The organism is Comamonas testosteroni ATCC 11996, from assembly GCF_000241525.1.
Taxonomy (GTDB): domain Bacteria; phylum Pseudomonadota; class Gammaproteobacteria; order Burkholderiales; family Burkholderiaceae_C; genus Comamonas; species Comamonas testosteroni.
In genome coordinates this window covers 71,042-96,505 of sequence record NZ_AHIL01000041.1, presented here as the reverse complement: position 1 = coordinate 96,505, position 25,464 = coordinate 71,042, and the positions used below count along the sequence as shown (strand labels likewise).

Genomic DNA, 25,464 nt, shown 5'->3' with positions numbered 1-25,464 from the left:
GGCCTCGGCGGGCAGCGACCGATGCTTACAGCCGTACCGCGCTCATATAGCTGGCATAGCGGAACTCGGAGAAACGATCCCAGAGCAACTGGTCATGCTGGAATCCGCGCATGCTTCTATGAATTTTCTTGAACGATGCCGACTTGGCCTCATGCTCGGCCATGGTGGCCATCACGGCCTTGAAGCCCGCATCCATGAGCTCGCGCGGAAAGGCTCGCAGCTGCACGCGTTCGCTGAGCAGCTTCTTGAGCGCAGCGGGGTTGTACGCAAGGTACTTGGCCGTCAGATCCTTGGCGGCCAGCGCCGCTGCGGCCTCCACCATGGCGCGCAGCTCAGGCGTCAGGGCCGCAAAGGACTTGGCGTTGATGAAATAGGCCAGCTCGGCGCCGCCCTCCCACCAGCCCGGATAGTAGTAGTAAGGCGCGATCTTGCCGAAGCCCAGCTTCTGGTCGTCATAAGGGCCGACAAACTCCACCGCATCAAGGCGGTTCTTTTCCAGTGCCTGCTGCGCATCAGCGATGGGCATGTTGACGGCCTGCACGCCGAGCTTTTGCAGCGCATCGCCGAGCAAGCCACCTCCAGCGCGCATGCGCAGACCATGCAGATCCTGCACGGTCTTGATTTCCTTGCGGTACCAGCCCCCCATCTGCGTGCCGGTATTGCCGGCACTCAGACTCTTGATGTTGTACTGCGCGTAGAAATCATCTATGAGCTTGCGCCCACCGCCCCACTCCATCCAGGCATCCATCTGCCGCGCCGTCAGACCAAAGGGCACGGCGCACCCGAGTGCAAAGCAGTAGTCCTTGTCGGTGAAGTAGTAGGGTGCCGTCAGAGCCATGTCGACCACGCCGTTCTGCACCCCCTCCATCACGCCAAACGCGGGCATCAGTTCGCCTGCAGAGTGCACGCTGACCTCGATCTGGCCGCCCGACATAAGACGCAGCGACTGGGCAAATTTCTCGGCCCCGCCAGAAATGGCATCAAGGACTTTGGGGAAACTCGTCACCAGGCGCCAGCGCAGCACCTCCTGGCTGCGCACCGCAGGAGCCACGCCCGCTGCCAGCACACCGGCCATGCCCACATGTTTGACGAGTGAGCGACGATCCATGAATATTTCTCCGCTAGTAGTTGTCCATTGCAAAGTCGGCTGCAGCAGCCTGATCACAGGCCGGCAGCCACAGGCATTCTAGGAACGCAGACGCCGGCCGTGTGGCGATTCGCGGTTGCCGTCAGTTTTCTTGACGACAAGCAATGAAAAAGGCCCTTCATAGAAGGGCCCGGTGTCAATCCATTGGACTTGCGCAAACCATGTCCATATTGCGTCAGCCCGCAGCCAGACGCTTGCGGATGGAGGCCTCGATGCCTGCCGCATCCAGCCCTTGCAGCGCTAGCAGCTTGGCGGGGTCGCCATGCTCGATGAACTCGTCAGGCAGACCCAGCTGCAGCACGCTCTTGCTCAGGCCATGGGCGGCAAGGCTCTCCATGACGGCACTGCCAGCGCCGCCCATGATGCAACCCTCTTCCAGCGTAACGATGAGTTCATGCTCGGCGGCGATCTGGAGCAACAATTCTTCATCGAGAGGCTTGGCCCAGCGCATATTGGCCACGCTGGCATCCAAGGCTTCGGCGGCCTGCAAGGCAGGGTACAGCAAGCTGCCGAAAGCCAGAATCGCCACCTTTTTGGAGGCCGACTCGCGGCGCATCTCGCCCTTGCCGAAGGGCAGACCTTCCAGACTTTCCAGCGGAGTCACGCCCACACCGGCGCCGCGCGGATAGCGGACGCAGACGGGGTGATGCTGCTCATAGGCCGTACTCAGCAACTGGCGCGTTTCACGTTCGTCAGCCGGGCAGGCCATGCTCATATTGGGAATGCAGCGCACAAAGGCGATGTCATAGGCACCGGCGTGCGTGGCACCGTCGGCGCCCACCAGACCAGCGCGATCCAGAGCAAACACCACAGGCAGGTTCTGCAGCGCGACGTCGTGGATCAGCTGGTCATAGGCACGCTGCAGGAAAGTGGAATAGATGGCCACCACGGGCTTGACGCCTTCGCAGGCCATACCGCCGGCGAAAGTGACTGCATGCTGCTCGGCAATGCCCACGTCGTAGTAGCGACCGGGAAAGCGCTTGTGGAATTCCACCATGCCCGAGCCTTCACGCATGGCGGGCGTGATGCCGACCAGACGCTGGTCCTTGGCCGCCATATCACAGAGCCAGTGACCAAACACCTGGGTGAAGGTCTGCTTGGCAGGCGTGGCCGGCTTGACCAGACCAACTGCCGGGTCGAACTTCCCGGGGCCGTGATAGGCCACGGGATCGGCCTCGGCCAGCTTGTAGCCTTGACCCTTTTTGGTGACCACATGCAGGAACTGCGGGCCCTTGAGACCCTTGATGTTCTCCAGTGTGGGAATCAGCGAATCGAGATCATGGCCGTCGATGGGACCGATGTAGTTGAAGCCGAATTGCTCGAACATGGTGGCAGGCACGACCATGCCCTTGGCCTGTTGCTCCAGACGCTTGGCCAGCTCCAGCAAGGGCGGCACCTGCTTGAGAACGCTCTTGCCCACATCGCGGGCCTTGGCGTAGAACTGACCGCTCATCAGCTGGGCCAGATAGCGATTGAGCGCGCCCACAGGCGGGCTGATGCTCATATCGTTGTCGTTGAGGATGACCAGCAGGTTGGCGTCATGCACGCCGCCGTTGTTCAGCGCCTCGAACGCCATGCCGGCCGTCATCGCGCCGTCGCCGATCACGGCTATTGCACGGCGATCCTCGCCTTTTTGCTTGGCGGCCAGAGCCATGCCCAGCGCAGCAGAGATGCTGGTGGACGAGTGCGCCGTGCCAAAAGTGTCGTATTCGCTCTCGGCCCGCTGGGGAAAGCCGGACAGGCCGCCGAACTGGCGCAGCGTGCCCATGCGATCGCGGCGGCCGGTCAATATCTTGTGCGGATAGGTCTGGTGGCCCACATCCCAGACGATGCGGTCATAGGGCGTGTTGAACACCGAGTGCAGCGCCACGGTCAACTCCACCGTCCCCAGGTTGGAGCTGAGGTGCCCGCCGGTCCTTGAAACGCTGTCGATCACATAGGTGCGCAGCTCTGCGGCCAGGCTCTTGAGCTGGGAGCGCGAGAGGCCGCGCATATCTGCGGGATCGTTGATGTTGTGCAGCAGGGAAGAGGTATTCGTGGACATGTTCTATATTTTTAATAGCTGCTAGTGTTTACCAATACTGGATTACAGGGCTTCTCTATTAAATCTCAGTGGGTACGCTGCACGACCATATCGGCCAGTGCACCCAAGGCCTGCGTGTCGGCCAGACCGCTGCGCGTCAAGGCGGCATGAGCCTGCTGGCGCAGCTGCTCGGCATGGGCTCTCGCAGCCTCCAGCCCCAGCAGCGACACAAAAGTGGGCTTGTCATTGGCCGCGTCCTTGCCGGCCGTCTTGCCCAGCGTTGCGGAGTCGGCCACCACATCCAGAATGTCGTCCACCACCTGGAAAGCCACGCCCAGTGCCTGGCCGTAGACGGTCAGCGCAGCCAGTGCCCTGACGTCGGTCTGCGCATTGCAGGCAGCTCCCATGAGCACGCTGCCCAGCAGCAGCGCACCGGTCTTGAGGCGGTGCATTTCGCGCAGTTGCGCCTCACTCAGTTGCTTGCCCACGCTGGCCAGGTCGATGGCCTGGCCGCCGGCCATGCCCTGGCTGCCCGCCGCCGCGCCCAGCAGACGGCAAAGCTTGGCCTGCATGGAGCAGGGAATGCCGTCGTCTTCAGGCAGCAGCAGCTCGAACGCCAGGGCCTGCAGAGCATCGCCGGCCAGCAGTGCCGAGGCTTCGCCAAACTGCACATGCACGGTGGGCTTGCCACGACGCATGGTGTCGTTGTCCATGCAGGGCATGTCGTCGTGCACCAGGGAATAAGCGTGAATCAGCTCAACAGCGCAACCTGCGCGCAGCGTGGCCGCAGCCAGACCACCCACTGCCTCGGCAGCCGCCCATACCAGCAGCGGTCGCAAGCGCTTGCCGCCATCGAGCACGGCGTAGCGCATGGCTTCACCCAGGCCCGCAGGTGCATTGATGCCCACCCAGCGCGACAGCGCATCTTCGGTGCGCGCCAGTCTCTCCTGCATCCAGACGGAAAAATCCAGGGCTGGCTTGCCCTCGTTCAAAGGCGTCGATGGTTGGGCAATCATTGATTCATTCATGGGTGCATCTTCAAGGCAAAAAGCGCGGACGCCGGGATCAGTCCTGGGTCCAGGCGGACAGCTTGCCTTCATCCAGTACCTTGACCTGCTCCTGCACGGCTTCGAGCTGGCTGCGGCAAAAGCCCAGCAGCTCGGCCGCACGCTGGTAGCCGCTGAGCATCTGCTCCAGCGGCAGCTGACCCGATTCGATCTGCGCAATCAGTTGTTCCAGCTCCTGCAAAGCAGCTTCATAGCTGACAGGTTGTTCGGATTTTTTGACGGCAGCGGCCTTGGGCATGGAGGGTGTGGCTTATGTTGGACGAAAACGACGATTTTAGGCGTCCCTGCACCATTGGCGTGCAATGCCCGCAAAGCCGGCCGGAGAGAGATGTCTTGGCTGTGACTTCCGGCCAGGTCGGCGCCGTTCTTGCCGACCTTTTTGGCGACCTGCCAAGGTTTGCGCGCGGCTGGCAGCTTGCTGACAGGATTTTTCGCTAGATCGACGAAATAACGTCAATACACGTACCAGAAAAACGGAAATAACCCCACAGCCTATAATCCCATTCCCGTCAAGCCGGCCCCGTGCCTGGTCATCCGGTCGGGCAAACGAGTCGGCTGTCCAAGCCACCGCCTATTGCCTGAAGCCCGTGTCCAGACAAGGCCGGTTTCGTTTTTTACCGTGTGCGCACGTGCACCCTCCCTGTGGGGAGTCTTTAGGTCAGGTCATCCATGACTGATTTAAGTCTTCAACTGCAGCAGGCCGCAAGCCAACTACCAGTTTCAAGTTATTTCGACGAAGCGCTGTTCCAGCGCGAGTTGGAAACGATTTTCAAGCGCGGCCCGCGCTATGTGGGCCATCAGCTGGCCGTTCCCGAGATAGGCGACTACTACGCCCTGCCTCAGGAAAAAGAGGGGCGCGCCTTGGTGCGCAATGCCAAGGGCGAGATCGAGCTGATCTCCAATGTCTGCCGCCACCGCCAGGCCGTGATGCTCAAGGGACGCGGCAATCTGCTGTCCGAGGGCAAGGGCCATGCCGGCGGCAACATTGTCTGCCCGCTGCACCGCTGGACCTACAGCACCAGCGGCGAGTTGCTGGGCGCGCCCCATTTCAGCCACGACCCCTGCCTGAACCTCAACAACTACCGTCTGCGCGAGTGGAACGGACTGCTGTTCGAGGACAACGGCCGCGACATCGAGGCCGACCTGGCCGGCATGAAGCTGCGCGAGCAGCTCCAGTTCGACGGCTTTGTGCTCGACCATGTCGAGATGCACGAGTGCAACTACAACTGGAAGACCTTTATCGAGGTCTATCTGGAGGACTATCACGTCGGCCCCTTCCACCCCGGTCTGGGCAACTTCGTCACCTGCGACGATCTGAAGTGGGAATTCGCCAGCGAGTACTCGGTGCAGACCGTGGGTGTGGCCCCCAGCTTCGGCAACCCCGGCTCGGACATCTACAAGAAATGGCACGAGGTGCTGCTGGCCTACCGCAATGGCGAGCTGCCCGATCGCGGCGCCATCTGGCTGACCTACTACCCCCACATCATGGTGGAGTGGTATCCGCATGTGCTCACGGTCTCGACCCTGCACCCGCTTGCCGTGGACAGGACGCTGAACGTGGTGGAGTTCTTCTACCCCGAGGAAATCGCCGCCTTTGAGCCCGAGTTCGTGCAGGCCCAGAAGGCCGCCTACATGGAAACCTGCATCGAGGACGACGAGATCGCCGAGCGCATGGACGGCGGCCGCAAGGCCCTGTATGAACGCGGCGACAACGAGGTCGGCCCCTATCAGAGCCCCATGGAAGACGGCATGCAACATTTCCATGAGTGGTATCGCCGCATCATGGGTGACAGCGTTCCCCAACGCTGAATGAGGTAAACCTCAAGACTGATAGCTGCTATCGCTTACCCCATAAGCACAGCAGCTATTTTTTATGCTGAATTGAGTGAGATATGCAAGCCCTGTGGATGGTGTTGGCCGCGTTGATTTTTGCGGTCATGAGTGTGTGTGTGAAGTTTGCCTCCCAGGACTTCAATGCGGCGGAGATCGTGTTCTACCGCGGCCTGGTCAGCATGGCGCTGCTGATCTGGCTGGCCAGGCGCAGCGGCGTGACGCTGACCACCCAGTACTCGCGTGAGCATGCCTGGCGCAGCTTTGTCGGCGTGATCTCCATGGGTGCCTGGTTCTACGCCATCGGCCATCTGCCGCTGGCCACGGCCACCACGCTCAACTCCATGAGCAGCATCTGGATGGCGGTGTTTCTCATCGCCCAGGGCCTGTGGATGCGCCATACCCTTCGCAAATCCTATGCGGCCGAGCCCGAAACCCGCCGCGCCATTCCGCCCTTCCCCTGGGGCCTGGTGTCCACGGTGGTGGCGGGTTTTGTCGGCGTGCTGCTGGTGCTGCGCCCTACCAGCGCCCCGGCCAGCGAATGGGTGGCTGCGCTCGGCGGCCTGTTTGGCGGCATGTTTGCGGCCATGGCCTATATGCAGGTGACCACCCTGTCGCGCCTGGGCGAGCCTGAAACCCGCGTGGTGTTCTATTTCTCGGTCGGCTCGGCTGTTGCTGGCGGCATCACCATGCTGTTCACCGGCATCTCGCCCTTCCCCGGCTGGAGCGCGCTGTGGCTGGTGCCCGTGGGCGTGCTGGCCGCCGTGGCCCAGGTCTGCATGACCAAGGCCTATGCCTCGGCAGGCAGCAAGACCAACACTCTGGTCGTCGCCAATCTGCAGTACTCGGGCATTGTGTTTGCCGCCCTGCTCAGCCTGGTGCTGTTCGGTGAGAGCATCCCCCTGATCGGCTGGGTGGGCATTGTGCTCATCGTCGCCAGCGGAGCCGCAGCAACCGCCTTGCGCTCCAGGGGCTAGCCATGGCAGGGGGCGCCCTGCGCCTTCGCCATGCACGTCAGCTGCCCCAGCCTGCCGCGCAGTCCACGCCGGATCTGCGCGGCTTGCCATATCCAAACAATGAAGCAGCGGAGCACCGGCGCTACGGCCCGATCGCATAATGGTCTGCATGCCGCAAGACTGCACGCCATGCCGTCTGCAGCCATTCAATCTTTGGAGCAGCAAGCCATGAATCACTCGACGCCCGAGCACTACAACACCCTGATTTCCGTCGAACAGCTGGCCGGGCTCAAGGCCAGCGGCAAGCCCTTGATGGTGTTTGACTGCAGCTTTGACCTCATGAACCCGCCTGCCGGCCGCGAGCAGTATCTGCAGGTCCATATCTCCGGCGCAGTCTTCGCCGACCTGGACAAAGACCTCAGCGCACCGCATGGCACGCCCGGCGAAGACGGCCAGGTCGCCACCAGCGTGCAGTCCGCATCCGGTGGCCGCCACCCCTTGCCCACGCGCGAGCGCTTTTCCGCCTGGCTGTCGTCCATAGGCTTTGCCAACGATATGCAGGCCGTGGTCTATGACCGCAACGCTGCCAATTACTGCGGTCGCCTGTGGTGGATGCTGCGCTGGGCCGGCCACGATGCCGTGGCCGTGCTCGATGGCGGGCTGCAGGCCTGGCAGGCGGCCGGCCAGGCCTTGAGCAGCGGGGAAGAGCCCGGCCATTTCCAGTCCAACTTTGAACTGGGCCAGCCGCTGGAGACGCTCAAGACCGTCGCTCAGGTCGAGGCCGACCTGGGTCAGGCCACCCAGACCCTCATCGATGCCCGGGCCCCGGCCCGCTACCGCGGCGAGGTGGAGCCCCTGGACCCGGTGGCAGGCCATATTCCGGGTGCGCTGAACCGCCCGTTCGGCAGCAATATCGCCGCCGACGGACGCTTCAAGCCCGCAGCGCTGCTCAAGGCAGAGTTTGACCAGTTGCTGGCCGGGCGCGACCCCGCCAGCGTGGTGCACCAGTGCGGCAGCGGTGTCAGCGCCACCCCCAATGTGCTGGCCATGCGCATTGCCGGCTTTGCTCCCACTGCCTTGTTTGCCGGCAGCTGGAGCGAGTGGTGCAGCCGGCCCTCCCGCCCGGCCGAGAAGGGCTGAGGCTGCCGCATGCCGGTGCCGCGCCAGACACCGGCCTCAAACAGGCATGCTCTCCCCCGCGCTTGCCGGGTTCAGCCCCTGGGCCACGGACACAGTGCACCGTGATCACGGCAGACAGGCGCAAACTAGGTGCGGTGCGGTGCGCTTGATCAGCGCCAAGCCAAGCCAGGCCAGACCAAGCCCACTCCTTCGCGACGCCCCGAGCCTTGGCGGCATGGCCGAGGCTCATGTCCGCACTCCCATGCCGATGCAGCTTGGCAACCCGGCTGCGGACCGTTATCACAGGGAATCCGGGCTGCCCTGTTTCATAGGCGATCAGATACCGAATAAAAAGCCGCCTATTTCCTCGTTTGTCATCTTCCGGACAGATTCACAATACATGCACCAGCGGAATCCGGCCTGATGCAATGTCAGCCCCCACGCGGCACTCCGAGTCATCCCGAAGGACGGCAAAGCAGTAAGGGAAATCCTACATGCCTGCCTGTAAAACCAGACCGGCGATACCGACGCTCCCCGACTTCAGTTCGATCAAGGCTTGAAACACAATTCATTTCAACAGATCGAAACACTTTTAACGTCTTGTTTGTGTGTGCCGTGACGGTCTGTCGAGATTGAAAGGACTGGACCCATGAACAACGAACAACTGCTTGCCGAGATCCGCGAAGCCAACCTCACCTACCTGATGCTGGCCCAGACCCTGATCCGCCAGGACAAGGCCGAGGCCGTGTTCCGTCTGGGTCTGAACGAAGAGTCCTGCGACCTGCTGGGCTCGCTGTCTTCGGCCCAGGTGCTCAAGCTGGCATCGCGCAACACCTTGCTGGCCAGCTTCCGCGCCGATGACGAAATGGTCTGGAGCTTGCTGACCAATCACAGCGGCAACAAGATCGGCAACGCCGCCACCAATACGCTGCACGCCAACATCCTGATGGCCAGCCGTGTCTCCGAAGTGCTCTGAGCACCCGCTAGCGACTACCTGGTTTTAAGGAGAGATTGATGCCCGCCGCCAAGACTGCCACCAAAAGCGTTCTGAACGAATCCAAGCAAATCGAGCGCGCCGCCATGCTCATCGAGATGGGCGCCCGCATGCAGGTGCTGGAGTCCGAGACCACGCTGTCTTATGAACGCCTGATCCGGCTGTACAAGGAAATCTCGGGAAAGTCTCCCTCCAAGGGCCAGTTGCCGTTTTCCACGGACTGGTTTCTGACCTGGCAGGAAAACATCCACAGCTCGCTGTTCCTCAACATCTACGAATACCTGTCCAAGGGCGTGGAGCTGGACTCGGCCGAGCAGCTGACCAAGGCCTACCGCCTCTATGCCGAACAGATTCAGGCTGCCGAACTTGAGGTGCTGCTGTCCTTTACCCGCGCCTGGCGCCTGGTGAAGTTTGTCGATGCACAGATGCTGACGCGCACCCAGTGCTCGGTCTGCAAGGGCCAGTTCGTGACCGAGCCTTACGAGAATGCGCGCCACTACCAGTGCGGCCTGTGCAACCCTCCCGCTCGCGCCGGCAAGAGCAAGGCGGCTGGCTCCTTGATGCTTCACTGAGGGGTTGACTCCCCCTGAGCCGCTTTGCGGCTTCCCCCTGAGGGGGGGACGACATCCTCGCTGCGCGGCGGCGCTTGCTTGATGTCTCGCTTTTGGAGCATGAGTGCTTGAAGGCTTTTCAACTTTCATAGCAACTAGCGCCATATATAAAAGGGTTTGAAGCATTCATATGCCTCAAACCCTTTATGCATTGGCGCAGGCAGCTCCTAAAGTTGCTGCCTATCCCCCGTGATCTGCTGCGATGCTTTTAGCGTGCCCGGCCTTGATGGCTGCGAAGCTGCGACAGCATTTGCTTGATGGCTCACTGTGCAAGCATGCTGGTTTGACGCCATTTCAACTTTCATAGCTGACAGCGCCATATAAAAAAGGATTTCAAGTACTTATATACCTGAAACCCTTTATTAATTAGCGATATAAGCTCCTTATTCAGGAGCACCCGCCAGCGCTCTCAACCCGTGTTGCGTACTCCGGCGGCAATGCCGTTGATGGACAGGTGGATGCCGTTCTTGACCCTGTCGTCGGTCTGTCCCGCACGCCAGCGGCGCACCAGCTCCACCTGCAGGTGGTTGAGCGGATCGATATAGGGGAAGCGGTGGCGGATGGAACGCGCCAGTGCCGAGTTGTGCTCCAGGCGCTGCTTGTCACCCGTTATCTGGTTGAGCGCCTCCACAGTGCTGTGCCACTCGGCTTCGATCGCACCGAAGATGCGGCGGCGCAAGCGCGTGTCGGTCACCAGCTCGCTGTAGCGCGAGGCCAGGTTCAGGTCGCTCTTGGCCAGCACCATGTCCATATTCGACAGCAGGGTGCGGAAGAACGGCCACTGGCGGTACATCTTCTGCAGCAGTGCCAGCTGCGCCTTGGCATCCTTGCCGGGGCGGTGGATGAAGGCCTGGATCGCCGAGCCGAAACCATACCAGCCCGGCAGCGTCAGTCGGCACTGCCCCCAGCTGAAGCCCCAGGGAATGGCGCGCAGGTCCTCGATGGCCTGGGTCGCCTTGCGCGATGCGGGGCGCGAACCGATATTGAGTTCGGCGATCTCGCGAATCGGCGTGCTGCTGAAGAAGTAATTGGTAAAGCCCGGAGTCTCGTAGACCAGCGCGCGGTAGGCCGCCATGCTGGCTTCGGACAGAAACGCCGCAGCCTCCAGGAAGGCCTTGGTCGCCGGCTTGGTCGGCTGCAGCAGCGTGGCCTCCAGCGTGGCGGCCACCAGGGTTTCCAGGTTGCGGCGCCCGATCTCGGGGTTGGCGTATTTGGAGGCGATGACCTCGCCCTGCTCGGTCAGGCGGATCTGACCGCGCACCGTGCCCGGTGGCTGCGCCAGGATGGCCTGATAGCTGGGGCCGCCGCCACGTCCCACGGTGCCGCCACGGCCATGGAACATGCGCAGCTGGATGCCGTAGTGGTCGGCCAGATCGTCAAACAGATCGACCAGCGCAATCTCGGCCCGGTACAGCTCCCAGTTGCTGGTGAAGATGCCTCCGTCCTTGTTGCTGTCGCTGTAGCCCAGCATGATGTCCTGCTCGCCGCCACTTTTTCGGACCAGCTCGGCAATGCCTGGCAACTGGTAGTAGCGGCGCATGATGGGCGCGGCATTGCGCAGATCCTCGATGGTCTCGAACAGCGGCACCACGATCAGGTCGCATTGCGCACCGTCCTGCAGGGTGCCGCGCAGCAGGCCCACTTCCTTTTGCAGCAGCAGCACCTCGAGCAGATCGCTGACGGTCTCGGTGTGGCTGATGATGCAATGGCGAATCGCCTCGCCGCCCAGGCGCTCGCGCAGGCGCTTGGCGGTCTCGAAGATGGCCAGCTCGCTGCGCGTGTGGTCGCCGTAGTCGCCGCCCATGACGCGCAGGGGGCGTGCGTCTTCGAGCAGGCGCACCAGCAGCGCGCATTTGGCGTCTTCTTCGAGCAGGCTGTAATCGAGCTCGACCTTGGCGACCGAGAGCAGCTCGCGCACCACTTCTTCGTGCTTGTCCGAGCTTTGACGCAGGTCCACCGTGGACAGATAGAAACCAAAGACCCGCACGGCACGCATCAGCGGGCGCAGGCGCTGCGGCGCCAGGGCATTGCCGTGATAGCGCGACAGCGAGTCGTCGATGATCTGCAGATCGGCCAGAAACGCGTCGGCCGAAGCATAGGCGTTCTGGGGCGCTACGGCGTGGCGTGCCGCCTCGCCGCCCGTCAGCTGCCTGAGCGTCGCGGCCAGCCGCGCATAGATGCCCGTCAGCGCCCGGCGATAAGGCTCGTCACTGCGGTGCACATTGTGGTCGGGCGAGGCATCGGCCAGCGCCTGCATCTCGGGCGTGATGTCCACCAGATTGGCCGACAGCGACAGCTCGCCGCCCAGATAGTGCACCTCGCGCAGATAGTGGCGCAGCGCCACGTCGGCCTGACGCGTCAGGGCCAGCTCCAGACTCTCGGCCGTCACAAAGGGATTGCCGTCGCGGTCGCCGCCTATCCATTGACCCATGCGCAAAAAGCTCTGCTCGGGCAGCTTCTCGCCCAGCTCCTGCTCCAGCTGCTCGTAGATCTTGGGGATCTCCTGCAGGAACGTCGCCTCGTAATAGGACAGGGCGTTCTCGATCTCGTCGGCCACCGTGAGCTTGGAATGGCGCAGCAGCCGGGTCTGCCAGAGCTGGGCCACGCAGGCACGCAGTTGCGCCTCCACCCGCGTCAGCTCGCGCGGGGTCAGTGCATCCTTGGCACTGTTGTAGAGCTGGGCGCGCATCAGGATATCGTCGCGCTCGGCCAGCAACTGGGCAATGCGGCGCTCGGCCGTCAGAATGCTCTGGCGCTGCACCTCGGTGGGGTGAGCCGTCAGCACGGGCGAGATGAAACTCCTGGCCAGCGTATTGACCACGGTGGCCGTCGAGATGCCCGCCCAGCGCAGGCGCGCCAGTGCCACCTCGATGCTGCCTTCCTGCGTGTTGCCGGCTCGCTCGTGCACGGCGCGGCGGCGGATGTGGTGGCGGTCTTCGGCCAGATTGGCCAGGTGCGAGAAATAGGTGAAGGCGCGAATCACGCTCACCGTCTGGTCGCTGGACAGTCCCTTGAGCAGTTTCTTGAGCGCCTTGTCGGCCGCTTCGTCGGCATCGCGCCTGAAGGCCACCGAAAGCTGGCGTACCTGCTCGACCAGCTCGTAGGCCGGCCCGCCCTCCTGCTCGCGAATCACATCGCCCAGAATGCGCCCCAGCAGCCGTATGTCCTCGATCAGCGGCAAATCCTTGTCGGTCTTGCGTGCCGGCTTGTCGCCATGTTTGTCTGCATGTGCGGCGCTCTTGGGGCGGGCGGAAGGCATGAACTATTCTCCTTGGGCACGGTGTAAGGCAACTTGCCATGCTAGCATTCCCTGTTACCCGCTTGAGACCGCGCCGTCATGAAATTTTCTGCATCCTCACCCACAGTAATCGTCATTGCCACACGTGAGAGCCAGCTGGCCATGTGGCAGGCCGAGCATGTGCAGGCGATCTTGCGCGGGCGCGGCCACAGCGTCGATCTGCTGGGGATGACGACCAAGGGCGATCTGATTCTGGACCGAGCCCTGTCCAAGGTGGGCGGCAAGGGCCTGTTCGTCAAGGAGCTGGAAGTGGCTCTCGAGGAAGGCCGCGCCGATCTGGCCGTGCACTCCCTGAAGGATGTGCCCATGGAGCTGCCCGAGGGCTTCGTGCTGGCCTGCGTGATGACGCGCGAAGACCCGCGTGACGCCTTTGTCTCCAACCGCTATGCATCGCTGGACGAGCTGCCCCAGGGCGCCGTGGTCGGCACCTCCAGCCTGCGCCGCCAGGCCCTGCTGCAGGCGCTGCGCCCCGACCTCAAGATCGAAGCCCTGCGCGGCAATGTCAACACCCGCCTGCGCAAGCTCGACGAAGGCCAGTACGACGCCATCGTGCTCGCCGCCGCCGGCCTGATGCGCCTGGAGATGAGCGAGCGCATCCGCGCCCGATTCGACCCGGCCCAGATGCTGCCCGCCGCCGGTCAGGGTGCATTGGGCATCGAGGTGCGCGCCGACCGTCAGGACATCATCGACGCCCTGGCCCCGCTGGCCCATATGCCCACCTGGCTGACCGTGACCGCCGAGCGCGCCGTCAGCCGCTGCATGGGCGGCAGCTGCTCCATGCCGCTGGCCGCCTATGGCCGCTTTGAAGGCGACACCCTGCACATGGATGCGGCCTGGGGCGATATGGAAGGCAGCAAGGGTCTGGTTCGCGTGCAGGCCAGCGCCCAAGTCACGGACTTTGCCAGCGCCAATGCCCTGGGCGAGCAACTGGCCGCGCAACTGCAAGCTGCAGGTGCCGTGCCTGCGGCGCCCAAGCAGGACTGAGCCGCGCCTGCCGATGCGCCTCGTTCTGGTCACCCGTCCCTTGCATGATGCAAAACCATGGGTTGATGCATTTCGCGCCCGCGGCCTGCAGGCCGAGGCCTTGCCGCTGATAGGCATAGGGCCTTGCAACGACCCGGCGGCTCGCCAGGCCTTGTTGAGGGCGCGCCAGTTGGCGCTGAAACCCGGTCACTACCGGGCCGTGATGTTTGTCAGCGGCAATGCGGTGCAGTATTTTTTTGCCCAGGATCAAACTCCGGCGTTTGATGCTGAAGCGTTGCTGGCACCTGATACCAGGGCATGGACGCCGGGCCCGGGCACAGAGCGCGCCCTGCTCGAAGCAGGACTGGCCTCCCTCCAGATTGACGGCCCTTCGCCTGACGCGGCCCAGTTCGAATCCGAAGCGCTTTGGCAGAACGTCCACGGCCAGGTTCGAGCCGGCGACCGCGTGCTGATCGTGCGCGGTACCAGCCCTTCGACCGCCCCTGTCGTCGGCAATGCAGGCATGCAAATCCCGTCCACACAAGGTGCAGGCCGTGACTGGCTGGCATCCCGGCTGCGCGAAGCCGGAGCCGAGGTGGAACTGCTGGCTGTGTATGAGCGCCAGCTTCCCGTATGGACGGCGCAGCAGCTGGATCTGGCCCGGCAAGCCGCCAGCGACGGCAGCCTGTGGCTGTTCAGCAGCTCGGAAGCTGTTGCCAACCTGCAACAGCTGCTGCCCCAGCAGAAATGGCACTCTGGGTTAGCGCTCACCACCCATGAACGCATTGCCAGCAAAGCACTTTCAGCAGGTTTCGGTCGGGTTTTGCACAGTCGCCCAAGTCTGGACGATGTGGTTGCGTCTATAGAATCGGCTCTATGAGCTCCGATGCCATCCCCACCTCCGACAACCAACCCTCAGCCCCCCCTTCCAGCCAGGATCCTTCCGTGCCCGCTCAGACCGGGCGTGGTGCTCCCACGGCTCTGGTGCTGACGCTGGGAGCGGTGGCTGCCGCAGCCCTGGTCGCCTGCGGCATGCTGTGGCAGCGCGTGGGCAATATGCAGGAGCAGCTGGCTCGTCAGTCGGCGCAGTCCGGCGCGCAGTCGGTGGAGGCTCGCACCCTGGCCAAGGACGCCCAAGATCTGGCTCGCGACAGCGCAGCGCGTGTCTCCGTGATGGAGGCGCGTGTGGCCGAACTCAGCCTGCAACGCAACCAGCTCGAAGAGCTGATGCAAAGCATGTCGCGCTCACGCGATGAAAACCTGGTGGCCGACATCGAATCCTCGGTACGCATGGCCCAGCAACAGGCTGAACTCTCGGGCAGCCTGCAGCCGCTGGTCGCCAGCCTCAAATCGGCCCGAAAGCGCGTGGAAAGCACAGCCCAGCCGCGTCTGGCTCCCGTTGTGCGAGCCATTGATCTGGATCTGGACAAGCTCTCGCGCATGAGCGTGACGGACACCACGGGGGTGCTCAGCCGTATCGAAGACCTGATTCGCCAGGTGGACGACCTGGCTCTCATCAACGATGTGGGCCGCCCGCGTGCGCGCGATGCCCAGCCCCGCAAGACGGCGGCCGCTCATGACACGCCCGAGGACGCCAGTCTCTCCCTCACTCAATGGGCCTGGTGGCAGGGCCAGGGTGAGCGGGTCTGGGACTCCTTCAAGGATGGCGCGGCCGATCTGGTGCGCGTGCGCCGCATCGATCACCCCGAGGTGGCCCTGCTGGCCCCCGAGCAGGGCTATTTTCTGCGCGAGAACCTCAAGCTGCAACTGCTCAACGCCCGTCTGGCCCTGCTGTCGCGCCAGTGGGAATCGGCACGCGCCGACCTCAGCGCTGCTGGCACCCTGCTCAACAAATACTTTGACTCACGCTCACGACGCACTCAGATCGCCCAGGCGCAGCTGCAGCAGATTCAGGCCAATCTGCATACGGGCGGACGCGTAGAGCTTGAAGACACGCTGAACGCTTTGACCACAGCGGCCGCCGGCCGCTAATCGAGGAGGACACAGAAATGCGCGCCGCCTTGTGGTTGATGGGTCTGTTTGCCGTGGCCGTGGCCATGGCCTTGTTTGCTGGCAATAACCAGAGCTCGGTCACCTGGTTCTGGTCGCCCTACCGGGTGGACATGTCGCTGAACCTGGCCCTGGCTCTGCTCTTTCTGGCTTTCTTGCTGCTTTATGCCGCGCTGCGTGCCCTGGCAGTGCTGCTGCAGATGCCGCACCAGGCACGCCGCTGGCGCATGCAGCAAAAAGAGCGTGGCATGAACCAGAGCCTGCTCGAAGCACTCTCGCACCTGCAAGCCGGCCGCTTTTTGCGCGCCCGCAAATCGGCCCTGGCCGCCTTGTCCACCGAGCAATCGCTGCGCGAAGCAAAGGCCGGCCTGCCTTATGGCGAGCGCCTGAACGCCACGGCCCATCTGATCGCCGCCGATGCCTCCCACGCCCTGCAGGATGCCACCTTGCGCGACAAGCACTGGCAGCAGGCCCTGGACGTGCTGCCCATACCCGGCAACACCCAGGACATGGAAATTCGCGAAGGCGCCCAGATGCGCGCGGCCCGCTGGGCACTGGACGACCGCGATGCCGCAGAATCGATTCGCCGCCTGGGCGAGTTGCCCCTGGGCGCCGGCCGTCGCACGATTGCCCTGCGCATCAAGCTCAAGGCCGCACGCCTTTCCGGCGACACGCAGGCGGCGCTGGACACCGCCCGCCTGCTGGCCAAGCACCGCGCCTTCTCTCCTGCGGCCTCGGCCAGCGTGGTTCGTGGCCTGCTTCTGGCCAGCATCCGTGACGCACGCGACACCTCGTCGCTGCAGCAGTTCTGGCTGTCGCTGGACGAAGACGAACGCGCCATGCCCGAAGTGGCCATCCCTGCCACGGAACGCCTGATCGAGTTGGGTGGCGAAGCCCAGCAGGCACGCGCCTGGCTGCTGCCCGTGTGGGAGCATCTGCTGACCCAGCCCGGACCGCGCACAGAAACCCATCTGCCCAAGCTGGTGGAAGTGCTGCAATCGTGCCTGGGCAAGCTGGATGGAGCCTGGCTCGCTCGCATGGAAGCTGCAGCCAATGCCAACCCGCGCGAGCCGCGCCTGCAATATCTGGCCGGCATGGCCTGCGTGCAGCGTGAGCTATGGGGCAAGGCCCAGCAGTTGCTGACCCGCGCCGCGCCGCTGCTGCAAGACCCCCAGCTGCGTACCCGCGCCTGGCAGCGCCTGGCGCTGATGGCCGAGCACCGTGGCGATATGGAGGCCTCGGCCATCGCCTGGAAGCTCGCAGCCCAGGCCATGGTGGTGCTACCGGACAATCCGGCGCAGGACGAATAAGCGCGCTCCGATACGACTCACAGGCAACAGGCAAGCCGCGACTGCGGCATGGAGTCGTGCGCACTCTGTGCGGCCAACGCCCCTGCGGCCCTCTGGCGCAAAGCAAAAGGCCACGGCCGCTGCGGCAATCCGCGAGCGACCGTGGCCTCAAGCCTGGTCCGGAGTTACTTGCTGTGCTCTATGGTCTTCACATGCTCCGCCACCTGCGCGGCAGTCACGTCGCCAGGGCGACCACCCCAGGTCTGACGCATGTAGTTGACCAGCTCGGCCATCTCCTCGTTGCTGAGCTTGTCGGCATAGCCGGGCATGGTCTGCATGCGTTCGCCATGGGCCAGATCACGCTCGTGCACGCCTTCGCGGATCACGCGAATCAGGTTGATGGGCGTGGGGAACATGGCCGTGGTGTTGGTGCTCATAGGCACCGACGAATGCGGCTGACCCTGGCCCTGCACACCGTGGCAGCCTGCGCACAGGCCCAGGTACAGGTTCTCGCCCTTGACGCTGGTCTGCCCCTCGGCAGCCTTGAGCTTGGGCCCGGGCATCTCGCGGTTCTGGGTCAGATAAGCGGCCATGGCGCGCACATCGGCCTCCGCCATGCGCGAGGTGGAATGCTCAAGCACTGATGACATGCGGAAAGTCATCACCCCTTGCGGCGACAGTCCGGTGCGGAAGAACTTGACCAGATCGTCCTTGGTCCAGCCGCGCTCGCTCAGCGCATCGGGGGTCAGCGCCGGAGCGTAGGAGCCCTCGATGGTATTGCCCTCGAGATAGCGCGAGCCATCCATGGCAAAGGTGGCCTTGGTGCGCGGGCTGTGGCATTCGGCACAATGGCCCAGCACATCCACCAGATACTTGCCGCGCACCAGTTCGTCCACCGACATGTCGAACTCCTTGGCGGCGGGGCGATTGAGCGCATTCCACATGGCCACGGCAGGACGGATGTTGAACGGGAAGTTCATCTCGCTGGGCTTGTTGGCGACTTCCACGGCCGGCTGCTTCATCAGCCACACCCAGAGTGCATCGACATCGGCACGCGTGATCTGGTGGTAGCTGGCATACGGCATGGCCGGATACAGGTTCTTGCGCCCCGGCGCCATGCCGGCAGCCACTGCGCGGTACAGATCGTCGGCCGTCCAGCCGCCGATGCCGTGCTCCTTGGAAGGCGAGATATTGCTGCCGTAAAGCGTTCCCATGGGTGTGACCATGGGAACGCCGCCCGCCAGCTCCGCGCCCGTGGCGGGCGAGCTGTGGCAGGCCGCGCAGTCACCACCGCGAAACACCTGCTCTCCGCGCCTGTACAGCGTATCGAACTCCTGCGGGCCCAGCTTGGCAAAGTCCACCGTGGCCGGCGGGACGTCGCCGCTTGCGCTGCCGTACAGATACATGCCGCCGGCCACGAGCGCACCCACAGCGGCGGCTGCGCCCAGGCCCTTGATCCAGGTCTTAGCCATTGTTGACGACCTCCTTGCTGCGCTTGCCCGTGGTCAGGCCCGGCGTCTTCAGGATCACGTCGCGCACCGCGTTGTAGTAGCGCACATAGCCAGTGCAGCGGCAGATATGGGGCTCCAGTTGTTCCTCGATGGCTTTTTCCACCTCATCGGCAGGCACGGGGTGCTTCTGGAGCTTTTCCACCAGCACGGTGGCCGAGTTCACGAAACCGGGCGTGCAGTAGCCGCACTGGAAGGAGTAGTGCTCGAGAAAGGCCTTCTGCACCGGCGAGGGATGGACTACGCCCTTGTCGTCCACCGAAGCAATGCCCTCCACGGTACGAATGGTCTTGCCGTTGAGCCAGGTCACGCCGGTCACGCAGGCGGGCACGGTGATCGAGCCTTTTTCAGGGTCGTCGACGATGATGGTGCAGGCGCGGCACACACCCTGGCCGCAGCTCAGGCGCGTGCCGTTCATGCCCGCGTACTCCTGCAGGAACTCGATCATCATCAAGTCCTTGGGAACGTCGACGGGGCCTACCTGTTTGCGATTGATGGTGGCGGAGAATTGAATACGGTCCTGCATCACAGTGCCTCTTTGATTTTGTCGGGGGTCACGGGGGTCGCATGGAAGCGCTTGCCCGTGGCATGGGCGATGGCGTTGACGCAGGCGGCAACCACCGGAATCATCACCACCTCGGCCATGCCCTTGGGCGGATCGGTGCGCGACAGCGGCGGCAGCACCACGCCCTCGGCCTTCCACACGGCCACTTCGCTGGCACGCGGCACGTGGTAGCGGTTCAGGTTCCACTGGCCGTTGCCGGGGCCGGTCTCATGGAGCGGCAGGTCTTCGTACAGCGCATGGCCAATGCCCATGGCCACACCGCCCTGGATCTGGCCGGAGACCAGCTCGGGCACGATCTGCGTGCCGCATTCCAGCCAGGTCTTGTGCGAGAGGATGTTCACCTTGCCCGTACCCGGGGCCACGGACAGCTCCACCATGGTGGCGCAGGGCGCGTAGTACACCGTGCCCGCATTGGTGCGCTGCACCGGCGGGTAATAGACCTTGTCGCGTGCGATGAAGGCATAGCCGCCGGATTTCATCGCAGCCTTCTTGGCCTCGCCGGCACTCTTGCCGTACTGCACGGACAGGGCGTCGATCATGGCCTGGAACTTAATGCCCTCGACCGTGAAGTCGGCCTTGGCCCAGGCCCAGCGGTTGAAGGCGTGCACGCACACGCCGGTCACGATGCCCAGCTCGTGCGCGCGCTCGGCCAGGCGCTCAAGGCTCAGCGGCTCCAGGCCTTCGGCCACGAGCATGCGCTCGCGCCACTCCAGCATGTCTTCGGTGACGGTGCTGGGCAGCAACTGTCCACCACCTTCCTTGCCGGACCAGATCGACTGGGCAGCCGGCCACAGGCAGAGCTTGAGCAGCAACTGCGCCGCCTGCTGCGTGGCGTGGCGGAAGTAGTAGGCCGAGTTCGAGGCCGATACCGGCGAGACCAGGCGCGGTGTCCAGGTCGGGTCCCGCGCCAGCTCGTCCTCCTTGGCCTGGGGCGTGGTGTAGGGCTCGTCCTTGGTATGCAGCGGCAGGTTGTCCCAGTGGTTGACTGCGAAGTCCACGTCGTCCGCCGGGCGCCCCAGGAAGGGCTCGACCGCCACCAGCTGCGCCGTGGTGCTGCCGGTGCCGATCTCGGTGGCGATGTGGCGCATCTTGATGCGGCCCTCGGGCGTGATCTCAAGCTGCGCGATCGAGGCTTCTGCCCCCGTGCCGAAGTCCTTTTGCACCGCACCGAAGCCTATGCCGTAGCGCAGGCCGGGGTTGGCTGCCTCGAAGTCGGCCTTGCGCTTGGCGCGCTCGGTCCACATCGGGTCCTTGGCGGCCATATCCAGGATCTCGCCGATACGCAGATGACCCGAGGGCGAGGCGCCCTGGGTGTTCTTCATGCTGCTCTTGAGCACATTGCGCCGGCGCAGCTCGATGGCGTCCAGGCCGATCTCCTGGGCGATCTCATCGACCAGCATCTCGGTATAGGCCATGGATTGCACCGTGCCGTAGCCGCGCATGGAGCCGGCCGTGACGCCGATGGAGGGGTACACCTCGGTCGACAGGTCGCTCTCCGGGAAGTAGTAAATGGATTGCGCCGCGGTCACTGCCACCGTGCCCACCGAGGGGCTGAAGTTGGTCACGCCGCCGCCGTCGCCCACCATGTGGCAGGTCAGCGCGTGGAACTTGCCATCCTTGTCCACCGAGATCGCTGTCTCTACATCGAAGGGATGGCGCTTCAGGGCGAACTGGAAGTGCTTCCAGCGGTCCAGCGCCAGCCGCACCGGACGGCCCTGGGCGTACAGCGACGCCAGTGCCACGTAGAACGGGAAGGGATGGTGCTCCTTCTGGCCGTAGCCCACCGTGTAGGAGCTGATGTAGTCGAGCTGGTTCAGCGCCAGCTTGCTGTCCTTGAGCATGTGCATCACATGCTCGGCCGTGCCGTAGGGCGCCTGGCTCGCTGCGACCATATGCAGCGCACCGCTGCCCTGCTCATACCAGGCCAGGCCGTTTTCCATTTCCATGGCCACATGCTCGATGGACTGGCTGTAGTACTTGCGTGCAAAAGCGCGCAACCCGTCCTTGGGCTGCTTCATCTCGGCCTGGATGCGGGCCGACTCGCCCATCAGCGCGCCGAAGGCGGGATGGCTGCTGTCGGGCCAGTGCACGCCTTTTTCATCGAGCTGAGGCCAGATGACGGTGTTCTTCATGGGCGAGAACCTGTCCTCGCCATAGCCGTCCTCGCCCTGCACGCGTACATAGCGCGCGGCCACATAGGGCGCGCGCGGTGGCTGGGCAGCCTCGGCTCCGAAGCGGAAGATCGCGTCGTTGAAGCGCAGGCGCTGGTTGGCCACGCGGAACTTCTCGTAGTCGTGCCAGATGGCCACGGCCACGGGGTGACCCAGCATGGGCGAGACCTGACCCTTCTTGACGAAGAATTCGCCGTAGAAGCCCGGCTCGGGCATTCCCACGCCGTCGGCGGCGATGGACTCGGCGTCGATCAGCACATCAGGCTGGTAGTCGCTGCCCAGCACCGACAGATCCAGGCCTTCGTAGATGCGGTCGGCGCGCGGGATGTGGATGGTCAGCGCGTGCGACTGCTGCGCAGGCCAGCCCTGCATGTCCCTGGCGCGCAGGTCGATGGCAAAGACCTTCTGCCCGGTGACCTTGGCCATGCCGTCGCGGCGGTAATTGAGCGTGTTGCCACTGATCCAGTGGGTCTCCTGACCGCTGGCGGGCGTTATCAATTCCGCAAGTACATCTTTGACCGGGCGCACACTCGCAATCACGCCCATGGCGGCGGCAGCCTTCAGAAAACTGCGCCGATTCAAGTCCAGTTTGGACACGGTTCCAACTCCTTGCTGCAATGCGCACAGCAACAGCAAGGACTGGCGTGGGCACATCGCTAGATGACTATGTGTTCCCGAACGTTGTATGCGTCCGAGAGTCAAAAAGCAGGTGATAACGGCTGCAGTTGTTGTCGGCATTTCTGCCCACATATCGCCAGCCTTGGCCGTCCGCCACGCTTTGGTCTTTTAAAAGACTAAGAGGCGCGGAGTATAGAAACAGCGGCCAGCATGATTTCTCGCCACCCAAATTCACAAGTCAAATACTCGGAAAATTGATGTGCATCAATGCCGACTTCCTTCATTGATGCTTGTCGTGCAAAACGGCATGCGCCCACTTCGCTCTGCATCGATTGCTCGATGAGCTTGCAGAAGCCAGCGCTTTTTGGCTCGGGCATTCAGCTTTTTTGAATCGAGCCCTCAATCTTGCTGAACCTTTTTGCATTCCCCGCTTCATACACTGCATATCAATTTCAGCAGGCCCCCAGCGCCCGCAACCCGCACTTTCTGATTGCAGTTTCCATGAACTCAAGCCCCCGCTATACCGGTACCGCCATCGCCCTGCACTGGGTTCTGGCCTTGGCACTGATCGGCATCTTCGCCTTTGGCCTCTATATGACGGGGCTGCCTTTCTCGCCCACACGCCTCAAGTACTTCAACTGGCACAAATGGGCCGGCATGACGATTCTGATCCTGTCCGTGCTGCGCCTGGTCTGGCGCATCACCCACCGACCACCGGAGCTGCCCGAAGCCGTCACCCGCACCATGCCGGGCTGGCAGCGCATGGCCCACCATGGCGTGCATCACCTGATGTATGCGCTGTTCTTTGCCATCCCGCTGGTGGGCTGGATGTACAGCTCGGCCGCAGGCTTTCCCATCGTGCTGTTCGGACAATTGCCCCTGCCTGACCTGGTGAGCAAGAGTCCCGAGCTGGCCGAAGCACTCAAGCCCTGGCATGGCTATCTGGCCTATGCGCTGGCAGCCCTGGTGGTGATGCATATCGCTGCCGTCATCAAGCATCAGATCGTTGACCGCGACGGACTGCTGTCACGAATGGTTCCGGGCAAATAGTCCCCCCTGAGCGGCCCCGCCGCTTCCCCCCAAGGGGACAACACCGTCGCTGCGGGGCGGCCCTTGCTCGGTGTTTCTCGCTTGGATCGCGCCAATTTTTCAATTTTCTCTGTTCATCACAAGGAGTTTTTGATGAAAGTCCTTTTTTCCTCCGCACTGATTGCAGCCGCTTTCCTAGGCAACACCGCACAGGCCGCTCAAGCCCTGGTGCCCGCGCAAAGCGCTGTCAACTTTGAAGCCAAGCAGATGGGCGTGCCGCTCAAGGGCCACTTCAAGAAGTTCGACGCCCAGATTGCCTTCGACGCCGCTAAACCTGAGAGCAGCAAGATCCATTTCACGGTCGATACCGGCAGCGCCACCATGGGCGCCAAGGAAACCGATGCCGAACTGCCCAAGGCAGACTGGTTCAACGTTGCCAAATTCCCTCAGGCCACCTTTGACTCCAGCGCCGTCAAGGCTCTGGGTGGCGGCAAGTTCCAGGTGGACGGCACGCTGACCATCAAGGGCAATGCACAGAAAGTGAGCCTGCCTGTGACGCTGACCCAGTCCGGCGCCACCACCACGGCCACCGGCACGCTGGCGCTCAAGCGCCTGAACTTCAAGATCGGCGATGGCGACTGGAAGGACACCTCCATGGTGGCCGACGAGGTCAACGTGCAATTCAAGCTGGCTCTGACCGGCGTCGGCAAGCTCTAAGCGTTTTTTGGCTCCAGCCCTTGATAGTCAATCGCTGGTAGCTCGTGTTTTGATAGTTCCAATCCCTGAAGGAGTATTCACCATGCGTTCCACTCTGTTCGCCCTGGCCGCTGCGTCCCTGTTTGCCACCGCTGCCCAGGCGGCACCTGCCACCTACGCCATCGACCCCACACACACGTTTGCGACTTTCGAGATCGATCACTTTGGCGCCTCGACCAATCGTGCCCGCTTTGACAAGAAGAGCGGCAACGTGCAGTTCGACAAGGCAGGCAAGACCGGCAAGGTCGATGTCGAACTGGACATGACATCGGTGAACTCCGGCACCGCCGCTTTCAACAAGCATCTGCAAAGCGCCGACATCTTTGACGCCGAGAAATTCCCCAGCGCCAAGTTTGTCTCCGACAAATTTGTCTTCGACGGCGACAAGCTCAAGGAAGTGACCGGCCACCTGACGCTCAAGGGCAAGACCGCCCCCGTCACCCTCAAGGCCAACAAGTTCACCTGCTACGAAAGCCCCATGCTGCAAAAGCGTGAAGTCTGCGGCGGCGACTTTGAAGCATCCATCGACCGCACCCAGTGGGGCGTGGACTACGGCATCCCCTATGGCTTCTCCAAGCAAGTGCGCCTGGTCATGCAGATCGAAGCCGTGAAGCAGTAATCCAGGTCCGCAAAGTCTCTCGAGTGAAGCCCTTTGCGGGCTCTCTCTTTGGCCCGGCCCGTGCAAACGGTCCGGGCTTTTTTGCGTCTGCGGCATGCTTCAGACACAAATCCCTTTCATTAAAAAATTTACTTTAGGTTAATCAATTACGAATAGTAGAATAAATCCACTCACACAATTGAAGGAGACATCGCATGAGCCAAGCCGCCCCTACTCCGGTTTACTCCCAGCCCCGGCGCGCGGACATGAGCCAGCTGCCCGCACCTGCCGCCGTGCAGCAGCTGCACCACTACGCCTACAAGGCCAAGGATGCAGAAGAGACCCGTCACTTCTACGAGGACATCCTGGGCCTGCCGCTCTACCACATCATCCAGAGCGACTACGTCCCCTCCACGGGCGAGTACTGCCCCTACACCCATTTCTTCTTCCGCCTCAAGGACGGCTCCTTCATCGCCTTCTTTGACATTGGCGACGACGAGGCAGCCCTGCCCTCACCCAACACTCCGATCTGGATCAATCACATCTCCTTCCGCGTGGACTCCGTGCAGGAGCTGGAAAACACCAAGGCCCGCCTGCAGGCCTGCGGCGTGGAAGTGCTGGGCGTGACCGATCACCACATCTTCAAGAGCATTTACTTCTTCGACCCCAACGGCATCCGCCTGGAGTTGACGGCCCAGCTGGCCGACGAGCTGCAAATGCTCAAGGAAAGCAAGACCGCCCATGCACGCCTGGACGAGTGGACGGCCCGCAAGGAGCAGTGGCGCAAGGAACGTGCCGAAGGCAAGTCCGACGCTCCGCTCAAACCGCAAAGCAACGACCGGCCGGAGTTTGTTCCTCCCAAGTAAGCGCCCCCTCTGAGGCGCTATGCCCAGGTGGCCCCGCGCCTTCCCC

Annotated in this window: 22 protein-coding genes; 13 read left to right on the top strand and 9 right to left on the bottom strand. The window is 63.1% G+C overall.

Annotated features, from left to right (window positions below):
- Positions 1–25: 25 nt before the first annotated feature.
- The 4 genes from CTATCC11996_RS17835 to xseB form a co-directional block, all read right to left on the bottom strand.
- Positions 26–1,108, bottom strand: a complete 1,083-nt coding sequence (locus CTATCC11996_RS17835) for a type 2 periplasmic-binding domain-containing protein (protein ID WP_003078776.1) — start codon at positions 1,106–1,108, stop codon at positions 26–28.
- A 214-nt stretch (positions 1,109–1,322) separates the two neighbouring features.
- Complete coding sequence (gene dxs, locus CTATCC11996_RS17830) at positions 1,323–3,191, bottom strand: 1-deoxy-D-xylulose-5-phosphate synthase (RefSeq protein ID WP_003078774.1); 1,869 nt, start codon at positions 3,189–3,191, stop codon at positions 1,323–1,325.
- 65 nt (positions 3,192–3,256) lie between these two features.
- On the bottom strand, positions 3,257–4,198 hold the full coding sequence (locus tag CTATCC11996_RS17825; protein WP_042438195.1) for a polyprenyl synthetase family protein: 942 nt from the start codon (positions 4,196–4,198) through the stop codon (positions 3,257–3,259).
- A 37-nt stretch (positions 4,199–4,235) separates the two neighbouring features.
- A complete protein-coding gene (gene xseB, locus CTATCC11996_RS17820; protein WP_003078769.1) occupies positions 4,236–4,475 on the bottom strand; it encodes an exodeoxyribonuclease VII small subunit in 240 nt (79 codons plus the stop codon).
- A gap of 431 nt (positions 4,476–4,906) precedes the next feature.
- On the opposite strand from xseB, the gene CTATCC11996_RS17810 reads away from it, so the two are divergent.
- The 5 genes from CTATCC11996_RS17810 (at position 4,907) to flhC (ending at position 9,708) form a co-directional block, all read left to right on the top strand.
- Positions 4,907–6,046: an aromatic ring-hydroxylating oxygenase subunit alpha gene (locus CTATCC11996_RS17810; protein ID WP_003078766.1), complete on the top strand. Its 1,140-nt coding sequence runs from the start codon at positions 4,907–4,909 to the stop codon at positions 6,044–6,046.
- 83 nt (positions 6,047–6,129) lie between these two features.
- Positions 6,130–7,044 (top strand): DMT family transporter, encoded by a 915-nt coding sequence (locus CTATCC11996_RS17805; RefSeq protein WP_003078764.1) that lies wholly within the window; start codon positions 6,130–6,132, stop codon positions 7,042–7,044.
- A 207-nt stretch (positions 7,045–7,251) separates the two neighbouring features.
- On the top strand, positions 7,252–8,163 hold the full coding sequence (locus tag CTATCC11996_RS17800) for a sulfurtransferase (protein WP_034349588.1): 912 nt from the start codon (positions 7,252–7,254) through the stop codon (positions 8,161–8,163).
- Between the two features lie 628 nt (positions 8,164–8,791).
- Complete coding sequence (flhD, locus tag CTATCC11996_RS17790; RefSeq protein WP_003078756.1) at positions 8,792–9,118, top strand: flagellar transcriptional regulator FlhD; 327 nt, start codon at positions 8,792–8,794, stop codon at positions 9,116–9,118.
- A 38-nt stretch (positions 9,119–9,156) separates the two neighbouring features.
- On the top strand, positions 9,157–9,708 hold the full coding sequence (flhC, locus tag CTATCC11996_RS17785) for a flagellar transcriptional regulator FlhC (protein ID WP_003078755.1): 552 nt from the start codon (positions 9,157–9,159) through the stop codon (positions 9,706–9,708).
- A 448-nt stretch (positions 9,709–10,156) separates the two neighbouring features.
- Here flhC and ppc read toward each other — a convergent pair whose 3' ends face one another.
- Positions 10,157–13,006, bottom strand: a complete 2,850-nt coding sequence (gene ppc / locus CTATCC11996_RS17780) for a phosphoenolpyruvate carboxylase (protein WP_003078754.1) — start codon at positions 13,004–13,006, stop codon at positions 10,157–10,159.
- Positions 13,007–13,084: 78 nt separating this feature from the next.
- Here ppc and hemC point away from each other — a divergent pair, with 78 nt between their 5' ends.
- Genes hemC through CTATCC11996_RS17760 form a run of 4 tightly spaced genes read left to right on the top strand, consistent with a single transcriptional unit; the run spans position 13,085 to position 17,328 of the window.
- Positions 13,085–14,029 (top strand): hydroxymethylbilane synthase, encoded by a 945-nt coding sequence (gene hemC, locus CTATCC11996_RS17775; protein ID WP_003078752.1) that lies wholly within the window; start codon positions 13,085–13,087, stop codon positions 14,027–14,029.
- Positions 14,030–14,042: 13 nt separating this feature from the next.
- Positions 14,043–14,888, top strand: coding sequence for a uroporphyrinogen-III synthase (locus CTATCC11996_RS17770; protein WP_003078750.1), 846 nt, complete (start codon positions 14,043–14,045; stop codon positions 14,886–14,888).
- A complete protein-coding gene (locus tag CTATCC11996_RS17765) occupies positions 14,885–16,000 on the top strand; it encodes a uroporphyrinogen-III C-methyltransferase (RefSeq protein WP_003078747.1) in 1,116 nt (371 codons plus the stop codon). The genes CTATCC11996_RS17770 and CTATCC11996_RS17765 overlap by 4 nt, the downstream gene beginning before the upstream one ends.
- Before the next feature lie 17 nt (positions 16,001–16,017).
- On the top strand, positions 16,018–17,328 hold the full coding sequence (locus CTATCC11996_RS17760; protein WP_003078744.1) for a heme biosynthesis protein HemY: 1,311 nt from the start codon (positions 16,018–16,020) through the stop codon (positions 17,326–17,328).
- A 164-nt stretch (positions 17,329–17,492) separates the two neighbouring features.
- On the opposite strand, the gene CTATCC11996_RS17755 is transcribed toward CTATCC11996_RS17760, so the two are convergent.
- The 4 genes from CTATCC11996_RS17755 to CTATCC11996_RS25625 form a co-directional block, all read right to left on the bottom strand.
- The gene (locus CTATCC11996_RS17755) at positions 17,493–18,779 is read right to left on the bottom strand and encodes a cytochrome c (RefSeq protein ID WP_003078742.1); all 1,287 of its coding nucleotides are present in this window, start codon (positions 18,777–18,779) and stop codon (positions 17,493–17,495) included.
- Positions 18,772–19,341, bottom strand: a complete 570-nt coding sequence (locus tag CTATCC11996_RS17750) for a (2Fe-2S)-binding protein (protein ID WP_003078739.1) — start codon at positions 19,339–19,341, stop codon at positions 18,772–18,774. The genes CTATCC11996_RS17755 and CTATCC11996_RS17750 overlap by 8 nt, the downstream gene beginning before the upstream one ends.
- Positions 19,341–22,148 (bottom strand): xanthine dehydrogenase family protein molybdopterin-binding subunit, encoded by a 2,808-nt coding sequence (locus CTATCC11996_RS17745; protein WP_003078736.1) that lies wholly within the window; start codon positions 22,146–22,148, stop codon positions 19,341–19,343. The genes CTATCC11996_RS17750 and CTATCC11996_RS17745 overlap by 1 nt, the downstream gene beginning before the upstream one ends.
- Before the next feature lie 197 nt (positions 22,149–22,345).
- Positions 22,346–22,546 (bottom strand): hypothetical protein, encoded by a 201-nt coding sequence (locus tag CTATCC11996_RS25625; RefSeq protein WP_042438198.1) that lies wholly within the window; start codon positions 22,544–22,546, stop codon positions 22,346–22,348.
- Between the two features lie 124 nt (positions 22,547–22,670).
- Here CTATCC11996_RS25625 and CTATCC11996_RS17740 point away from each other — a divergent pair, with 124 nt between their 5' ends.
- The 4 genes from CTATCC11996_RS17740 to CTATCC11996_RS17725 all read left to right on the top strand — a co-directional run bounded on the left by CTATCC11996_RS17740 (position 22,671) and on the right by CTATCC11996_RS17725 (position 25,418).
- Positions 22,671–23,219 carry a cytochrome b gene (locus tag CTATCC11996_RS17740; RefSeq protein ID WP_042438214.1) on the top strand — a complete coding sequence of 183 codons (549 nt, stop codon included), beginning with the start codon at positions 22,671–22,673 and terminating at the stop codon, positions 23,217–23,219.
- 132 nt (positions 23,220–23,351) lie between these two features.
- Entirely contained in the window at positions 23,352–23,915 is a 564-nt protein-coding gene (locus CTATCC11996_RS17735; protein WP_003078731.1) for a YceI family protein, read from the top strand.
- 82 nt (positions 23,916–23,997) lie between these two features.
- On the top strand, positions 23,998–24,573 hold the full coding sequence (locus tag CTATCC11996_RS17730) for a YceI family protein (RefSeq protein WP_003078729.1): 576 nt from the start codon (positions 23,998–24,000) through the stop codon (positions 24,571–24,573).
- Between the two features lie 194 nt (positions 24,574–24,767).
- A complete protein-coding gene (locus tag CTATCC11996_RS17725; protein ID WP_003078725.1) occupies positions 24,768–25,418 on the top strand; it encodes a VOC family protein in 651 nt (216 codons plus the stop codon).
- Positions 25,419–25,464 lie beyond the last annotated feature (46 nt).